This window comes from Pseudomonas svalbardensis, assembly GCF_030053115.1.
Classification (GTDB): Bacteria; Pseudomonadota; Gammaproteobacteria; order Pseudomonadales; family Pseudomonadaceae; genus Aquipseudomonas; species Aquipseudomonas svalbardensis.
This window is the reverse complement of sequence record NZ_CP125619.1, coordinates 4,153,905-4,168,430: the sequence shown is the minus strand read 5'-3', so window position 1 is coordinate 4,168,430 and position 14,526 is coordinate 4,153,905. Positions and strand designations below refer to the sequence as shown.

The 14,526-nt window shown below is 59.4% G+C and carries 17 protein-coding genes; 10 read left to right on the top strand and 7 right to left on the bottom strand.

Annotated features, from left to right (window positions below; all coding sequences use genetic code 11):
- Window positions 1-34 precede the first annotated feature (34 nt).
- Together QFX16_RS19265 and QFX16_RS19260 are read right to left on the bottom strand one after the other, a co-directional pair.
- A complete protein-coding gene (locus tag QFX16_RS19265) occupies window positions 35-2,539 on the bottom strand; it encodes an ABC transporter permease (protein ID WP_283180935.1) in 2,505 nt (834 codons plus the stop codon).
- On the bottom strand, window positions 2,539-3,222 hold the full coding sequence (locus QFX16_RS19260) for an ABC transporter ATP-binding protein (protein WP_283180934.1): 684 nt from the start codon (window positions 3,220-3,222) through the stop codon (window positions 2,539-2,541). The genes QFX16_RS19265 and QFX16_RS19260 overlap by 1 nt, the downstream gene beginning before the upstream one ends.
- A gap of 10 nt (window positions 3,223-3,232) precedes the next feature.
- Here QFX16_RS19260 and QFX16_RS19255 point away from each other — a divergent pair, with 10 nt between their 5' ends.
- The 3 genes from QFX16_RS19255 to QFX16_RS19245 all read left to right on the top strand — a co-directional run bounded on the left by QFX16_RS19255 (window position 3,233) and on the right by QFX16_RS19245 (window position 5,261).
- Window positions 3,233-3,838, top strand: a complete 606-nt coding sequence (locus QFX16_RS19255; protein WP_283180933.1) for an arylesterase — start codon at window positions 3,233-3,235, stop codon at window positions 3,836-3,838.
- Between the two features lie 56 nt (window positions 3,839-3,894).
- A complete protein-coding gene (locus QFX16_RS19250; protein WP_003226812.1) occupies window positions 3,895-4,188 on the top strand; it encodes a hypothetical protein in 294 nt (97 codons plus the stop codon).
- Between the two features lie 101 nt (window positions 4,189-4,289).
- Complete coding sequence (locus QFX16_RS19245) at window positions 4,290-5,261, top strand: L,D-transpeptidase family protein (protein WP_283180932.1); 972 nt, start codon at window positions 4,290-4,292, stop codon at window positions 5,259-5,261.
- Window positions 5,262-5,385: 124 nt separating this feature from the next.
- Here the strand turns inward: QFX16_RS19245 and oprI are convergent, their stop codons facing one another.
- Window positions 5,386-5,637 carry an outer membrane lipoprotei OprI gene (gene oprI / locus QFX16_RS19240; protein ID WP_002553018.1) on the bottom strand — a complete coding sequence of 84 codons (252 nt, stop codon included), beginning with the start codon at window positions 5,635-5,637 and terminating at the stop codon, window positions 5,386-5,388.
- 639 nt (window positions 5,638-6,276) lie between these two features.
- Between oprI and QFX16_RS19235 the strand changes: the two genes are divergently transcribed.
- The gene (locus QFX16_RS19235; RefSeq protein ID WP_008057026.1) at window positions 6,277-6,564 is read left to right on the top strand and encodes a GNAT family N-acetyltransferase; all 288 of its coding nucleotides are present in this window, start codon (window positions 6,277-6,279) and stop codon (window positions 6,562-6,564) included.
- A 70-nt stretch (window positions 6,565-6,634) separates the two neighbouring features.
- Here the strand turns inward: QFX16_RS19235 and QFX16_RS19230 are convergent, their stop codons facing one another.
- Window positions 6,635-7,711, bottom strand: a complete 1,077-nt coding sequence (locus tag QFX16_RS19230; RefSeq protein ID WP_054052004.1) for a 3-deoxy-7-phosphoheptulonate synthase — start codon at window positions 7,709-7,711, stop codon at window positions 6,635-6,637.
- A gap of 182 nt (window positions 7,712-7,893) precedes the next feature.
- The gene (locus QFX16_RS19225) at window positions 7,894-8,337 is read right to left on the bottom strand and encodes a PilZ domain-containing protein (RefSeq protein WP_129436984.1); all 444 of its coding nucleotides are present in this window, start codon (window positions 8,335-8,337) and stop codon (window positions 7,894-7,896) included.
- Here QFX16_RS19225 and QFX16_RS19220 point away from each other — a divergent pair.
- The 5 genes from QFX16_RS19220 (at window position 8,336) to cysB (ending at window position 12,327) form a co-directional block, all read left to right on the top strand.
- Window positions 8,336-8,722: a YbbN family protein gene (locus QFX16_RS19220; protein WP_283180931.1), complete on the top strand. Its 387-nt coding sequence runs from the start codon at window positions 8,336-8,338 to the stop codon at window positions 8,720-8,722. The two genes, QFX16_RS19225 and QFX16_RS19220, sit on opposite strands and share 2 nt — an antisense overlap.
- Window positions 8,719-9,675, top strand: coding sequence for a putative 2-dehydropantoate 2-reductase (locus tag QFX16_RS19215; RefSeq protein ID WP_283180930.1), 957 nt, complete (start codon window positions 8,719-8,721; stop codon window positions 9,673-9,675). Before QFX16_RS19220 ends, QFX16_RS19215 begins: the two co-directional genes overlap by 4 nt.
- A gap of 24 nt (window positions 9,676-9,699) precedes the next feature.
- Window positions 9,700-10,605, top strand: coding sequence for a 5'-nucleotidase (locus QFX16_RS19210; protein ID WP_095128924.1), 906 nt, complete (start codon window positions 9,700-9,702; stop codon window positions 10,603-10,605).
- Between the two features lie 94 nt (window positions 10,606-10,699).
- A complete protein-coding gene (locus tag QFX16_RS19205; RefSeq protein WP_283180929.1) occupies window positions 10,700-11,203 on the top strand; it encodes a universal stress protein in 504 nt (167 codons plus the stop codon).
- Window positions 11,204-11,352: 149 nt separating this feature from the next.
- Entirely contained in the window at window positions 11,353-12,327 is a 975-nt protein-coding gene (gene cysB, locus QFX16_RS19200) for an HTH-type transcriptional regulator CysB (protein WP_109633635.1), read from the top strand.
- Between the two features lie 9 nt (window positions 12,328-12,336).
- Here the strand turns inward: cysB and QFX16_RS19195 are convergent, their stop codons facing one another.
- Window positions 12,337-12,819, bottom strand: coding sequence for a GreA/GreB family elongation factor (locus QFX16_RS19195; protein WP_283180928.1), 483 nt, complete (start codon window positions 12,817-12,819; stop codon window positions 12,337-12,339).
- A 14-nt stretch (window positions 12,820-12,833) separates the two neighbouring features.
- Window positions 12,834-13,244, bottom strand: a complete 411-nt coding sequence (locus QFX16_RS19190; RefSeq protein ID WP_283180927.1) for a hypothetical protein — start codon at window positions 13,242-13,244, stop codon at window positions 12,834-12,836.
- Window positions 13,245-13,368: 124 nt separating this feature from the next.
- Between QFX16_RS19190 and earP the strand changes: the two genes are divergently transcribed.
- Window positions 13,369-14,511 (top strand): elongation factor P maturation arginine rhamnosyltransferase EarP, encoded by a 1,143-nt coding sequence (earP, locus tag QFX16_RS19185; RefSeq protein WP_283180926.1) that lies wholly within the window; start codon window positions 13,369-13,371, stop codon window positions 14,509-14,511.
- Window positions 14,512-14,526: the final 15 nt, after the last annotated feature.

Sequence of the window (14,526 nt, the reverse complement as noted above, 5' to 3'; positions counted from 1 at the left end):
GGCAACTTCTTGTGGTAGAGAGAGCTTGAGTCTATCAACCCTCGCGCAAGACTGTCAGGGGGCTGGCGTTCAGCGCACGGCGCGTACCAAACACACCGGCTCCCCCGATCAGCACCGCACCGATCAGTGGCAGCACCAACAACCACGGATGCGGGTGCCACGGCAGGTCGAAGGCGTAGCGGTAGAGCACCATACTCACCAGTTCCGAACCCAGCGCTGCCAACAATCCGCTGACCGCTCCAAGCAAACCGAACTCGATCCGTCGAGCCTTGACCAACAATTGCCGCTCGGCCCCCAGTGCTCTCAACAAGGCACCTTGGCGGATGCGTTCATCGAGCGTCGCCTGCAAGCCTGAAAACAACACTGCCATCCCCGCAGCCAATACGAACAGCAGCACGTATTCCACCGCCAGGGTGACTTGGGCGAGGATGCTGCGCAGCTGTTCGAGCAAGGCTTCGACTTGCAAGATGGTCACCGCCGGAAACGCCCGGGACAGATCCACGATCTGCTGATCATGACCGGCCGCCAGATAAAAACTGGTCAGGTAGGTCGCCGGCAGATCCTTCAGTGTGCCGGGCTGGAAGATCATGAAGAAGTTAGGCTGGAAGTTGTCCCAGTTGACCTCCCGCAGGTTGGTGACTTTCGCTTCGCGATTGACGCCGCCCACGGTAAACACCATGTGATCGCCGAGCTTGAGCTTCAGGCTTTCGGCGACTTTGCCTTCCACCGATACGCCGGGAATTTCGTCCGGCGTCTGTTCGGCCCACCAGTTACCCGCAGTGAGTTTGTTGCCCGCCGGCAAATCCGCCGCCCAGGTCAGGCTCAGGTCGCGCTGGATTGCTCGATCACCAGCCGAATCCTTGCTGACGATTTCCTGCACCGGCTCGCCGTTGACGCTGATCAGCCGTCCAGGTACCACCGGGTATAGCGGCGCCGATTGCGCCGACAGTTTGATCAGGCGATCGATGAACGCCTGTTTGTCCGCCGGCAGAATGTTAAGCGCGAAATAGTTGGGCGCGTTTTTCGGTAGCTGGTTCTGCCAGGTGTCCAGCAACTCGCCGCGCAGCAATGCGATCAGCGCCATGGACAGCAGAATCAAACCGAAGGCCAGGGATTGCCCCGCGGCCGCCAGTGGATGACGCAGCAATTGGCCCAGCCCGAGGCGCCATGGCAAAGAGGCGCGCGCCAGCATTCGGCGCAGGCTCTTCAGAAGCAGCAACAGCAAGCCGCCAAGCACCAGCGCCGCGATCACGCCGCCACCGAGCAGGGCGAAGGTCAATATCAGGTCCAGGCTCAAGCGCCACATGATCAGCCCGAGGGCGCCCAATGCCGCGCCGTAGACCATCCAGGTGCTGGAAGGAATCGGCAGCATGTCCCGACGCAATACCCGCAATGGCGGAACCCGGCCCAGTGCCGCCAGTGGTGGCAAGGCAAAACCGGCCAGCGCCACCAGCCCGGTGCCGATCCCGGCGATGGCTGGAAACAGACCGCCCGGTGGAACGTCGGTCGGCAATAAGTCATGCAGCAGCGCGAACAGTCCCAGCTGCGCGAACCAGCCGATAAGGGCGCCGCTGATACTGGCGAGCAGTCCGAGCACCGTCAGCTGCAAACTGAACAGCACCATGGTTTCCCGTCGGGACAGCCCGAGGCAACGCAGCAATGCACTGGCATCGAATCGGCGGGTGGCGAAGCGCGTGGCCGACAGCGCCACTGCCACACCGGACAACAGAACCGCCACCAGACTGGCCATGTTCAAGTAACGCTCGGCCTTGCCCAAGGCGCCGCCGATCTGTCGGTTGCCATCACGGGCATCCTGAATACGCTGGTTGGCGGCCAGGCCGGGTTTGATCAATTGACGATAGGTTTCCAGCGCCTCGGCTTTACCGCGCCAGAGTTCGCGGTAACTGACCCGGCTGCCGGGTTGCACCACGCCGGTCGCGGCGAGGTCGCTGAGGTTTATCAGCACCCGCGGCGTGAGGCTATAGAAGTTGCCGGCACGGTCCGGTTCGTAGGTCAGCACTCGCGCCAGTTTGAGGGTTTGCATGCCGACGTCGATGCTGTCGCCGATCTTCAGATCCAGCGCAGTCAGCAGTCGCGCTTCGACCCAGGCTTCACCGGGTTTTGGTCCGCCACCGGGTTCTTCCGGGGCGAAGGGCGCCGGGGCACTTTTCAGTTCGCTGCGCAGTGGGTAGACGTCGTCGGCAGCTTTGATGCTGGACAGCTGAATGCCATTGTCAGTGGCGATGACGCTGGAGAATTCCACCACTTGAGCGTGTTCGAGGCCCAGCGCCGTGCCGCTTGTAATTTGTTCGGGCCGTGCCGGTGAACTGCCTTCGAGCAACAGGTCGGCACCGAGGAATTCGGTGGCGCGCAGCATCATGGCGCCGTTCAGGCGGGCGCCGAAGTAGCCGATGGCGGTACTCGCCGCCACGGCCACCAGCAAGGCAAAAAACAACACGCGCAACTCACCGGCGCGGGCGTCGCGCAGCAGTTGGCGGATGGCAAGACTGAACAGTCGTAACAGCGGCAGGCGTGCCATTAAACCTCCAGAGGCGGGACGAGCAGGCCGGCGTCGAGGCGGATCAGGCGTCGGCAGCGATGTGCCAGGCGTTCATCGTGGGTTACCAGCACCAGGGTCGTACCGCGTTCCTGGTTGAGTTCGAACAGCAGATCGCTGATGCGCTCGCCGGTGTGGCTGTCGAGGTTGCCGGTGGGTTCGTCGGCGAACAGCACATCGGGTTCTGCGGCAAACGCACGGGCAATCGCCACGCGCTGTTGTTCGCCGCCCGAAAGCTGGCGTGGCGAATGGGTCAGTCGCTGGCCCAGGCCGACCCTTCGCAGCAGCTCGGTGGCGCGTTCCCGGGCGTCTTTGCGGCCATCGAGTTCCAACGGCAGCATCACGTTTTCCAAGGCGTTGAGGCTGTCGAGCAGCTGAAAGGACTGAAACACAAACCCAACATGCTCAGCCCGAATACGGGCGCGCTGGTCTTCATCGAGATTGCTCAGGGCTTGCCCGGCGAGGGTGACGTCGCCGCTGCTCGGCAGATCGAGGCCGGCGAGCAGACCAAGGAGGGTGGATTTTCCGGAACCGGAGGCGCCGACAATGGCCAGGCTGTCGCCCTTGTTCAGTTCCAGGCTGAGTTCGTGCAGGATAGTCAGTTCACCTTCCGCGCTGGGAACCACTTTGCTGAGGTTCTTCGCGGTGAGAATGCTTGCGCCCATGGAGAATCCGATGCGTGTGTGGTTTTTGAGTGCTGGCCTGGCCTTGATGTGCATGGCCCAGAACGCAGCGGCGGGTACAGTCCTGATCGTTGGCGATAGTATCAGCGCGGGTTTCGGGCTGGATACCCGGTTGGGGTGGGTCTCCCTGCTCGAGCAACGGCTCAAGCGCGAAGGTTTCGACGATAAGGTGGTCAATGCGTCCATCAGCGGCGACACCAGTGCCGGAGGCCTGGCGCGCCTGCCTGCGCTGCTTGCAGAGCATAAGCCTGAGCTGGTGATCCTCGAGTTGGGCGGTAACGACGGGCTGCGTGGATTGCTGCCAACGCAATTGCAACAAAACCTTGCAGCAATGATCGACAGCTCCCGCGCGAGTGGCGCCAAGGTGCTGTTGCTCGGCATGCAATTGCCACCCAACTACGGCGTTCGTTATACCGAGGCCTTCGCGAACGTCTACAGCACACTGGCCGAGGAGAAAAAGATCCCGCTGGTACCGTTTTTTCTCGACGGCGTGGGCGGTCATCCGGACTTGATGCAAGCCGACGGCCTGCACCCGGCTGCCGGGGCTCAGGACAAGTTGCTGGAAAATGTCTGGCCGACACTGAAACCGCTGCTTTGACGCTTTTCTAGTGGCGGTGTTTCGGCTAAGGTGGCGCCCCCGATTTGGAGCCCCCGATGCCGCGTCCTGCCTGGTCACTTTTTGCCTACCAACTGATCGAGCCTGACGAACAGCTGGATCTGTTCGCCTGCCAGGAAGTGCGGGTACATCTGGTGACCCGTCAACTGGAGCTGGGCGGCTCGGCGGACCGGACCTTGTGCGGCAGCCTGTTGCCAGCACAACCGCGCTGGTCGAGCGTCGATCGCCGTGTGTTCCAGGATCAGCGCCTGTGCTCGCTGTGCCGGGCCATTCTGGAATCGCAAAAACGCGGCACATCGCCGATCTGGCCGGAACTGCGTTTCGAGCTTTAGAACCCGATAGTTGCTTGCTATCGGTCAACTCCCCGATTTTCCAGGCGCCGGTGTACAATCCCGTTTTTATACCCTTGTCGATCATGCGAAGGATTTTCCGGATGTTGCCGCGCTTTCCTGCCGTCACCCGCTACCTGTCTCTCGCCGCCCTCTGTGTGGCGGGTCCCGTAGCAGCATTGGAGCTGCCCCTGCCACCGCCCGGTGAAGACATCATCGGTCAGGTCCAGGTGATCAAGGCCAAGTACGAAGATACCTTCGCCGACCTTGGCACCACCTACGATCTGGGCTATTCGGAAATGGTCGCGGCCAACCCTGGCGTCGATCCATGGCTGCCGGGCGCAGGCACCGAAGTGGTGCTGCCGACGCGTTTCATCCTGCCGCCGGGCCCGCGTGAAGGCATCGTCATCAACCTGGCCGAGTACCGCCTCTATTACTTCCCGAAAGGCCGGAACGTGGTGTACACCTTCCCGTTGGGTATCGGCCGTGAAGGCTGGGGCTCGCCGATTGCCCATACCAGCATCACCGCCAAGACGCCGAACCCGACCTGGACCCCTCCAGCGTCGATCAAGGCCGAGCACGCCGCCGATGGCGATCCATTGCCGAACGTGGTGCCGGCCGGCCCGGACAACCCGCTGGGGCCGTTCAAGTTCACGCTGGGCACGCCGGGCTACCTGATCCACGGTTCGAACAAGAAGTTCGGCATCGGCATGCGCACCAGTCATGGTTGCTTCCGCATGTTCAACAACAACGTGCTGGAGATGGCGGGCATGGTGCCGGTAGGCACGTCGGTACGTATTATCAGCGACCCGTACAAGTTCGGTGTCAGTGGCGGTAAGGTGTATCTGGAAGCGCACACGCCGCTGGACGACAAGGGCAACCCTTCGGTGGTCGACAAACACACCGCGGTGATCAACGCGATGCTCAAGCGTGAGGACATCACCAACAACCTGCGCATGAACTGGGATGTGGTCCGCGACGTGGTTGCCGCCGAAGATGGTCTGCCGGTGGAAATCGGAGTGCCGAACTCCTCGGCGCCGATGGTGACGAGTGCGCCGATCGACCCGTTGCAGTAATGCTTGAAAGGAACCCGCCGATGCTGACCGCGTCGGCGGGTTTTTTATTGCCGGTACGAAATAGCGGGCAATAAAAAAGCCGACCCAAAAAATGGGTCGGCTTGATAACAATCCCGAAAGATTATTACTTGCGGCTAGCTTTGTCCAGCATGCGCAGAGCACGCTCGTTAGCTTCGTCAGCAGTCTGTTGTGCTTTTTGAGCAGCAGCCAGAGCTTCATCAGCTTTACGGTAAGCTTCGTCTGCACGAGCCTGGGAGCGAGCTGCTGCGTCTTCAGTAGCGGTCAGACGTGCTTCGGTTTCTTTCGATACGCTGCTGCAACCGGTAGCCAGAACTGCGGCCAGAGCCAGAGCAGAGAATTTCAGAACGTTGTTCATCGTGTTCCCCTTCAAGGACTTTCTATTAAGTTAGCTGTCTCCTCAGAGTGAGGAAATAGCCGGCGTACATACTACCCATTACTTGTCGTAAGTAAACTGACGTAAAGCAAGAAGCCAAAAAAATTGTAGGCGTTGATTCTTTTTCGAGCAACTTTTAACTGCATTGTTTAAAAAATATCCAGCTGGGAGGCCCGAGCTGAGCGAGCCGCCGAAGAAAAGTTCCGCGCGCTCACCGCTCTTTTCCGAGTCTTGGCTAAAGTCTGTCTAGATGGATTCGTCCACACTTTTGTTCGGATTTTGCGTGGCGCCTCTCATATCTTTCTCCATGTTCAGGTGACTTTAACAAAGGGCGCTCGTCTTAAGTCTCAACATCCGGCAATGTTCAGGCTGTCGACCTTCAGAGATCTTGGTCGAGCCGTCTCTGCGTAACCCGGAGCAGCACCCCCGCCCCCAGCGTGATGACGAGCGTACCTTGAGCATTTCTGCCAATAGTGCCTACTATTTGATACGTGCTCGGTTGCGCGAGATTGGTGCAGCTCTTCTCGGTGTCCATTCAGGCACGGGGTGGCGTAGATGTTCCTTCGCCGGAAAAACATCGGTAAGGTAGGGGTCAGAATTCCAGACCCGCGAGGAGTAGTGATGAGCGAGGCGTTGTCCATCCACCATGACCAGGCTGGTCATCAGTTCGAGACCAATGTGGACGGTCATCGTGCCTACCTGACCTATATGGATCTGGGGAAACAGACCCTGGATATCTATCGCACCTTTGTGCCCAACGCGCTACGTGGTCGCGGCATTGCGGCAGCCTTGACCGAGAAGGCGTTGGAGTACGCTGAAGAAATGGGTTACACCGTCATTCCATCGTGTTCCTACGTGGAACGCTACATGGAGCGCCACCAGCGGCACGCGGCCAAGCTGAGCCAGTAGCTTTTAAAGAATCGAACACATAAAAAAACGCCGGGTTAAGCCCGGCGTTTTTTTGTGCAGCGAAAAGCGATCAGCTGCGATCGCGTTTCGGCAGCACGTCCTTGAGCTTGGCATGCATGCTGCGCAAGGTGTTTTCGGTGGCGGACCAGTCGATGCAGGCATCGGTGATCGACACGCCGTATTGCAGGTCGGCGAGGTCTTTCGGGATCGCCTGGCAGCCCCAGTTCAGGTGACTTTCGACCATCAGGCCGATGATCGACTGGTTGCCTTCGAGGATCTGGTTGGCGACGTTCTCCATCACCAGCGGTTGCAAGGCCGGGTCCTTGTTGGAGTTGGCGTGGCTGCAATCGACCATGATGTTCGGCTTGATCTTCGCTTTGTTCAGGGCTTGCTCGCAGAGCGCGACGCTGACCGAATCGTAGTTCGGCTTGCCGTTGCCGCCGCGCAGTACCACGTGACCGTAGGCATTGCCCTTGGTGGTGACGATCGACACGCCACCTTCCTGGTTGATACCCAGGAAGCGGTGAGGGCTGGAAACCGATTGCAGGGCGTTGATCGCGACCGTCAAGCCGCCGTCGGTGCCGTTCTTGAAGCCGACGGCCGAGGACAGGCCGGAGGCCATTTCACGGTGAGTCTGGGATTCGGTGGTGCGCGCACCAATGGCCGACCAACTGATCAGGTCCTGCAAGTACTGTGGGGAGATCGGGTCTAGGGCTTCAGTTGCGGTCGGCAGGCCCATCTCGGCCAGGTCCAGCAACAATTGACGACCGATATGCAGACCGTCCTGAATCTTGAAGGAGTCGTCCAGGTACGGATCGTTGATCAAACCTTTCCAGCCGACGGTGGTGCGTGGCTTCTCGAAATACACGCGCATGACCAGATACAGGGTATCGGACACTTCGGCCGCAAGCGTCTTCAGGCGCTCGGCGTATTCGTGGGCCGCCTTGATGTCGTGGATCGAGCAAGGCCCGATGACAACAAACAGGCGGTGGTCGGTGCCATCAAGAATGTTGCGAATGACTTCGCGGCCCTTGGTGACGGTGCGCAGGGCAGCGTCGCTCAGAGGGATATCACGCTTGAGCTGATCGGGAGTGATCAGCGTCTCGTTGGAAGCGACGTTTAGGTCGTTGATCGGTAAATCAGCCATCGTTTACTCGTCAGGTCACGGGTGCCGGCCGCCAGCGAACCCGCGCGGCGGAGCACAGCAAATTAAGCGCGTCGGGGAGCAGAACCTTAGCGCGTTACACCGTGGCTCGACAATGGGCAGACACCGGTTTAACGGGCATTCTCAATTAGTTTCCGCGGGTAAACCCATTGAGGATGCCCCTCCTAATCCAGCACAACCTGCGCAAATGCCCTGCGAACCGTCTCGTGAGAGAACTCGTCGGCATGCTCCTGGACCCATTCGAGGGCCAGGGCCTGAGTTTCCTGCAGATCGTCATGCGCGTCATGCAGGCGGCAGTAACGTTCGATCTGGCACACCTGCTCGCCCATTCGGGCACTGAACATCATCTGTTCGTCAACGAAGGCAATGCCTACCAGATAGCCGCGCTTGCGTCGCAGGCACCAGGCTACATAGCCCAGAAAACGCATGTCGGGGTTCAAGGTCGGCATGCGAATTTCCAGCGCCGTACCGTGGCGCCACGCCCGGTGATAATTGCAAGCCATGCCCCCGAGGCTGATAGTGTGCAGCTGTTGCCGTGAAATACACTCAGGTTTGAGCAACGTTAATTCGACGGGCACATCGTCAGGGTGAGGAATAAAACGTCCCATGAACACGGACTCCATGTGTCGGCCATCTGACATTGTTTCACCCAGTATAGTGGTCGAATTGGAACTGACTGATTTCGACGCCGACCAACGGCTGCTGGCGATGAGCGGTGTGTCGCTGGTTATTTTCACCAGCGTCGGCTGCGCCAGTTGCCGTTTTGCCCGTGAGCAATTGCCACGACTCGACCTGGACGTCGATCGGTTGTGCTGGATCGATGCCGGGAACAATGGCGGGGTGGTCGAGCGTTATCAGGTTTTTTATTTGCCGGCGCTGTTTGTGGTGCGCGACGGTGAATTCTTCGGGGCACTAAAATCGCGCCTGACCGGCACCGAGCTCAATGCTGCCGTGGGTCAGGCGTTGAGTCGAATTGCAGAGGAGTTGCCATGATGGGGGCAGTGACCAAACCGACAATCGGTATTATCGGAACCGGCGCGATCGGCGGTTTCTACGGATTGATGCTGGCGCGTGTCGGTTTCGATGTGCATTTTCTGTTGCGCAGTGAGTTTTCGGCGGTGGCCGAGCGCGGGTTGAAGCTCGACAGTGCGGTGCACGGCGCGCTGACGTTGAATCCGGTTCAGGTCTATTCGAGTGCCGAAGACATGCCGCCTTGTGACTGGTTGCTCGTGGGCGCGAAAACCACCAGTAACGCGGATCTGGCGCCAGCGATCATTCAAGCCGCCGCCCCCGATGCGAAAGTACTGCTGATGCAAAATGGCCTGGACGTTGAAGACAGTCTGCGAGCGTTGCTCCCCGATTCGCTGCACGTGCTCGGTGGGCTCTGCTATATCTGCGTTCATCGTGAAGGACCAGGCGTCATCACCCATCAGGCGCTCGGCGCTGTGAATGTTGGCTATCACAGTGGCCCTGCAGCTGATGAGCAGGCGCGCATGGCGATTGTCGAGGAAGGCGCCGGGCTGTTCCGCGCCGCCGGCATCGATTCCCAGGCCATGGCGAACCTGCATCAGGCGCGCTGGCAAAAACTGGTCTGGAATATCCCCTACAACGGTCTGTCGGTTCTGCTCGGGGCAAGCACCACGCCGTTGATGGCCGATGCCGACAGTCGGGAACTGATCAAGGCTCTGATGGCTGAAGTGGTTCAGGGAGCAATCGCCTGCGGTCACGACGTACCGGCCGGTTATGCCGATCATCTGTTCATGGTGACCGAGAAAATGCCGGACTATTGGCCGAGCATGTACCACGATTTTCTGCACAAACGACCGCTTGAGCTGGATGCGATTTACGCCCGGCCACTGGCGGCAGCCAAGGCCGCAGGATGCGAGTTGCCGCGAATCGAAGCCTTGTATCGCAGTTTGAGTTTTATCGATCGACGTAACACTTGAGTCGATCAACCTTGGGAGAAGGGCATGGCAAAAACTATCGACGACAAACTGGTGCTAGCGATTTCTTCGCGTGCGCTGTTCGACCTGAGCGAAAGCCACAAGGTCTATCTGTCGAGCGGCGTCGAAGCCTATCGGCAATATCAGATCGAACACGAAGACGAAATCCTCGAGCCCGGTGATGCATTTCCGTTGGTACAAAAACTCCTCAACTTGAACACCAACCTTGGCCGCGCCCGGGTCGAGGTGATCCTGGTGTCGCGCAACAGTGCCGACACCGGCCTGCGGGTTTTCAATTCGATCCACCACTATGGCCTGGCGATTTCCCGCGCGGCGTTTGTCGGCGGGCGCAGTCCTTATCCGTACCTCAAGGCGTTTGGCTGCGACCTGTTTCTCTCGACGCATGCCGAAGACGTGCGCAGTGCACTGGATGCCGGGTTCGCCGCGGCGACCATTCTGTCGGGCGGCGCCAGCCGTGCGGCCAGTGATGAATTGCGCATTGCCTTCGATGGTGACGCGGTGCTGTTTTCCGACGAATCGGAGCGGGTCTATCAATCCGGTGGTCTGGAAGCGTTTCAGGCCAGCGAGCGTGAAGCCGCCCGCGAGCCATTGCGCGGTGGGCCGTTCAAAGGCTTCCTCGCGGCCCTCAATCTGTTGCAACGCGAGTTCCCGGAAGACGCCTGTCCGATCCGCACCGCGCTGGTGACCGCGCGATCGGCGCCCGCCCATGAGCGAGTGATCCGTACCTTGCGCGAATGGGACATTCGTCTGGACGAGTCGCTGTTTCTCGGCGGCCTGACCAAGTCAGCGTTTCTTGAAGCCTTTGCCGCCGACGTGTTTTTCGACGATCAGGCCGGTCATTGCGAGTTGGCCCGCGAGGTGGTCGCCACCGGCCACGTGCCGCACGGCATAAGCAACGAGCAAAAGGTTTAAGCCCACGGTTCAACGCGTTACCCGAAACGTCGTACTCGCCAAGGCACTGCTAAGCTGAATCAATCTCCGCCATGTCGGCACTCGAGGAGGTCATATGATTCGTTCTATGTTGTACGCCACTGACCTCGGCCTGTATGCACCTTTGGTAATGCAGCATGCCTTGGCGCTGGCGCGCACATTCAATGCCGATCTCTACGTGGTGCACGCCGTTGAGCCGATGGGGCTGTTCGCCGAATCGGTGCTTCAGAGTTACCTCGATGAGCAAGCGTTGAACGAGTTTCACAGTCAGGGCCTGAATACGGTGATTGCCAATATCGAGCAGCGGGTGCTCGACAGCTTTCGTGAAGAATTGGGGGATGAAGGGGCGCAGGATCTGGAGCGGATTCAAGCGGTGCGGGTGCTTCAAGGCGATCCGTCACAGGTGATTCTCGACCAGGCGCAGAAACTCTCCGTGGATTTGTTGATCGTAGGTAGTCATAGCCATGGTGCTGGCGCGGAAACACCTTTGGGCCGGACTGCAGCGCGGGTGCTGCAACTGTCTCGGGTGCCGGTCTATCTGGTGCCGCTGGTGGAACGTCGTCGCCAAGGGGATCGTTAGTGTCCTGCCTCGCGTATTCACGAGGCAGGACACCAGAAGACGAATAGTGGCAGTTTGATAAAAAAGTTCTAGATTTATTCTTCAAGCCATTAATATAGTTATATACCGTCGCTGATGCCCGTGGCGTCTACCTGCTTTGAGGGATTCATATGAAGCTTCAACAATTGCGCTACATCTGGGAAGTGGCGCACCACGACCTCAACGTTTCCGCTACAGCCCAAAGCCTTTACACGTCGCAACCGGGCATCAGTAAGCAGATCCGTTTGCTGGAAGACGAATTGGGGGTTGAGGTTTTCGCTCGCAGCGGCAAGCACCTGACCCGCGTCACCCCGGCCGGCGAGCGAATTATCACCACCGCCGGCGAGATCCTGCGCAAGGTTGAAAGCATCAAGCAGATCGCCCAGGAATTCTCCAACGAGAAAAAAGGTACCCTGTCGATCGCCACCACGCACACCCAGGCGCGTTATGCGTTGCCACCGGTGATCAGCAATTTTATCAAGCAATACCCGGACGTTGCCCTGCACATGCACCAGGGTTCGCCGATGCAGATCGCTGAAATGGCCGCTGACGGCACCGTGGATTTCGCCATCGCCACCGAAGCGCTGGAGCTGTTCGGTGATCTGGTGATGATGCCGTGCTATCGCTGGAACCGCTGCGTGGTCGTACCTCAGGGCCACCCGCTGACCAAGCTGTCGAAGCTGTCCCTGGAAGCGCTGGCTGAATACCCGATCGTGACGTACGTCTTTGGTTTCACCGGCCGTTCGAAACTCGACGAAGCGTTCAGCCATCGCGGCCTGACGCCGAAAGTGGTGTTCACCGCCGCCGACGCCGACGTGATCAAGACTTATGTTCGCCTGGGGCTGGGCGTGGGCATCGTGGCGAAAATGGCGGTCGATGCCAAACTCGACAGCGACCTGGTCATGCTTGATGCCAGCGACTTGTTCGAATCCAGCATTACTAAAATCGGTTTCCGTCGCGGCACGTTCCTGCGTGGCTTCATGTGCGACTTCATCGAGAAGTTCGCCCCGCACCTGACCCGCGAGGTCATGGCCAAGGCCATCCAGTGCCACAACAAGCAGGAACTGGAAGAGCTGTTCGACGGTGTCGAACTGCCGGTGCATTAATCTTCCTTTCTATACCACCTCGGTGACAGAAAACTGTTGCCGAGCACCCGCCACTAGAATCTCCACCTCATCCCCTTCGAACTTGCCCAGCAGGCTTTTGCCCAGCGGTGAGCGAGGGGTGATGACGGTAATCCATTGCCCCACCAGGTCGACCTTCAAACCCGCCGCGTCGGGGGCCAGAAACAACCATTGCTCACGACCCTTTTCGTCTTCCAGGCCGAGCAAGGCGCCGACTTCGATGCCGCGCTGATCGTCGTAAGGCCGCAGCGTCAGGTTCTGGCAAAGCGTCAGTGAATGCCTGATTTCTTCCACCCGTCTGGCCTGCCCTGCTGCCAGGTAAGACGCCTCCAGACCTAGCGTGTCGTACTTGTTCTCGGCGATGTTTTCTTCGTGGGTCGCGGTTTCGTAAGCGGTTTGTGCGGCACGCTCGGCGATGTCGAGGTCGATCCGCAGCTTGTCGAGAATCAGTTGGTGGACGGTCGGCTTGTGCATAGAAAGCTTCTTGATCAATCGCAAAATTGCAGGACGTTGGCGCGGCTTTTTTCGCTCGGCGCAGTCTGGTCCTGTTGCAGCCAGAACTGGCATTTCGGGTTGGACAGATTGCGGCCGGTGCTGCGGGCCTGATCCATTCGTTGCTGCTGCTCGTTTTTGCGCAGGTTCTCTTCGTACTGTTCGAACAACGGGCTCTGCGGCGGAATGTCCGGCACCGGTTGTGCCACCACCGGTGGTTTGGCCAGTTGCTGCACGGCCTCAGCCACGGGCGCCAGCTGCTCGCTGAACAACAGTCGAGAGGCGAGCCAGCACGTCAGCGCGATCGCGATAAACCCCAGCCACACACCCAGGGCAATGCTGCCGGTCAGTTGCAAGGCGCTGAGCTGGATCGGCAACGGGCGGCGCGGATTGGGACGGTAGGGCATGGCTGCCTCCTGGCGGGTGGTCGCGGGCGAGTGGCGATTGTCGCATGAAGATTAATCGCCGTCGGCTCTTCTGCACGGGGTAATTTATGAGGACAATCGGCACCTTTGCCAACGGGAGCCTGGAATGCCTGAAATGAAAGCCCGCTGGGATATTTTCTGCGCGGTGGTCGACAACTTTGGCGACATCGGCGTGACCTGGCGTCTGGCCCGACAACTGGTGGCCGAACATTCGGTGGCGGTGCGTCTGTGGGTCGATGATCTGCGGGCCTTCGAGCGCTTGTGCCCGGAAGTTGACATCAACGCCTCACAGCAATGGCAGCAGGGCGTCGAAGTGCGTCAGTGGACGGCCGACTGGCAGCCCACTGAAGCCGCTGATGTGGTGATCGCCGCGTTCGCCTGCCAATTGCCGAGTGCTTACATGGAGGCCATGGCCGAGCGGGAAAAACCGCCGCTGTGGATGAATCTCGACTATCTGAGTGCCGAGGACTGGATCGTCGGCTGCCACGGCTTGCCGTCGGTGAAGTACAAGAGCGTACAGAAATTCTTTTTCTTTCCGGGGTTTCAGAAGGGCACCGGTGGCTTGCTGCGTGAAAGCGGATTGCTTGAGCGTCGTCAGCAGTTTCAGCAAAACCCCGAGGCGCAGCGAGAATTCCTGCAAGGTTTGGGGATTGATCGCGCGCAAGGTGCGCAGTTGATCTCGCTGTTTGCCTACGAAAATAACGGGCTGGCCAGTTGGCTCGAGGCAATGGCTGCCGACTCGACGCCCACTCATCTGCTAGTGCCCGAAGGCAGGATTCTTGGGGACGTCGAACGTTGGCTCGGTGTGGAGGGTCTGGTGGCCGGCGCGGTGCATGTGCGCGGTGAATTGACCGTGCAAGTGCTGCCGTTTGTCCGACAGGATCAATACGATCACCTGCTCTGGTGCTGCGATTTCAATGCCGTGCGCGGTGAAGATTCCTTTGTCCGCGCCCAATGGGCGGGGCGGCCGCTGCTCTGGCACATTTATCAGCAGGACGAAGACATCCACCTGGAAAAGCTCGACGCCTTCCTCGCTCTGTACACCAAAGGCCTGTCCGAGCCTGCCCGCGAGGCGATCAGTGGTCTTTGGCGCGTGTGGAATGCGGGTGACAATATGACCGGGCACTGGCAATCGACCCGAAAACACTGGCCAGAACTGCAAAAACACGCCGAAGCGTGGTGTCTGGAACAGGCTTTGCAGGCAGATCTTGCCGCGGCGCTGGTACAGTTTTATGTAAATTGGATATGATACGCGGCCTAGATT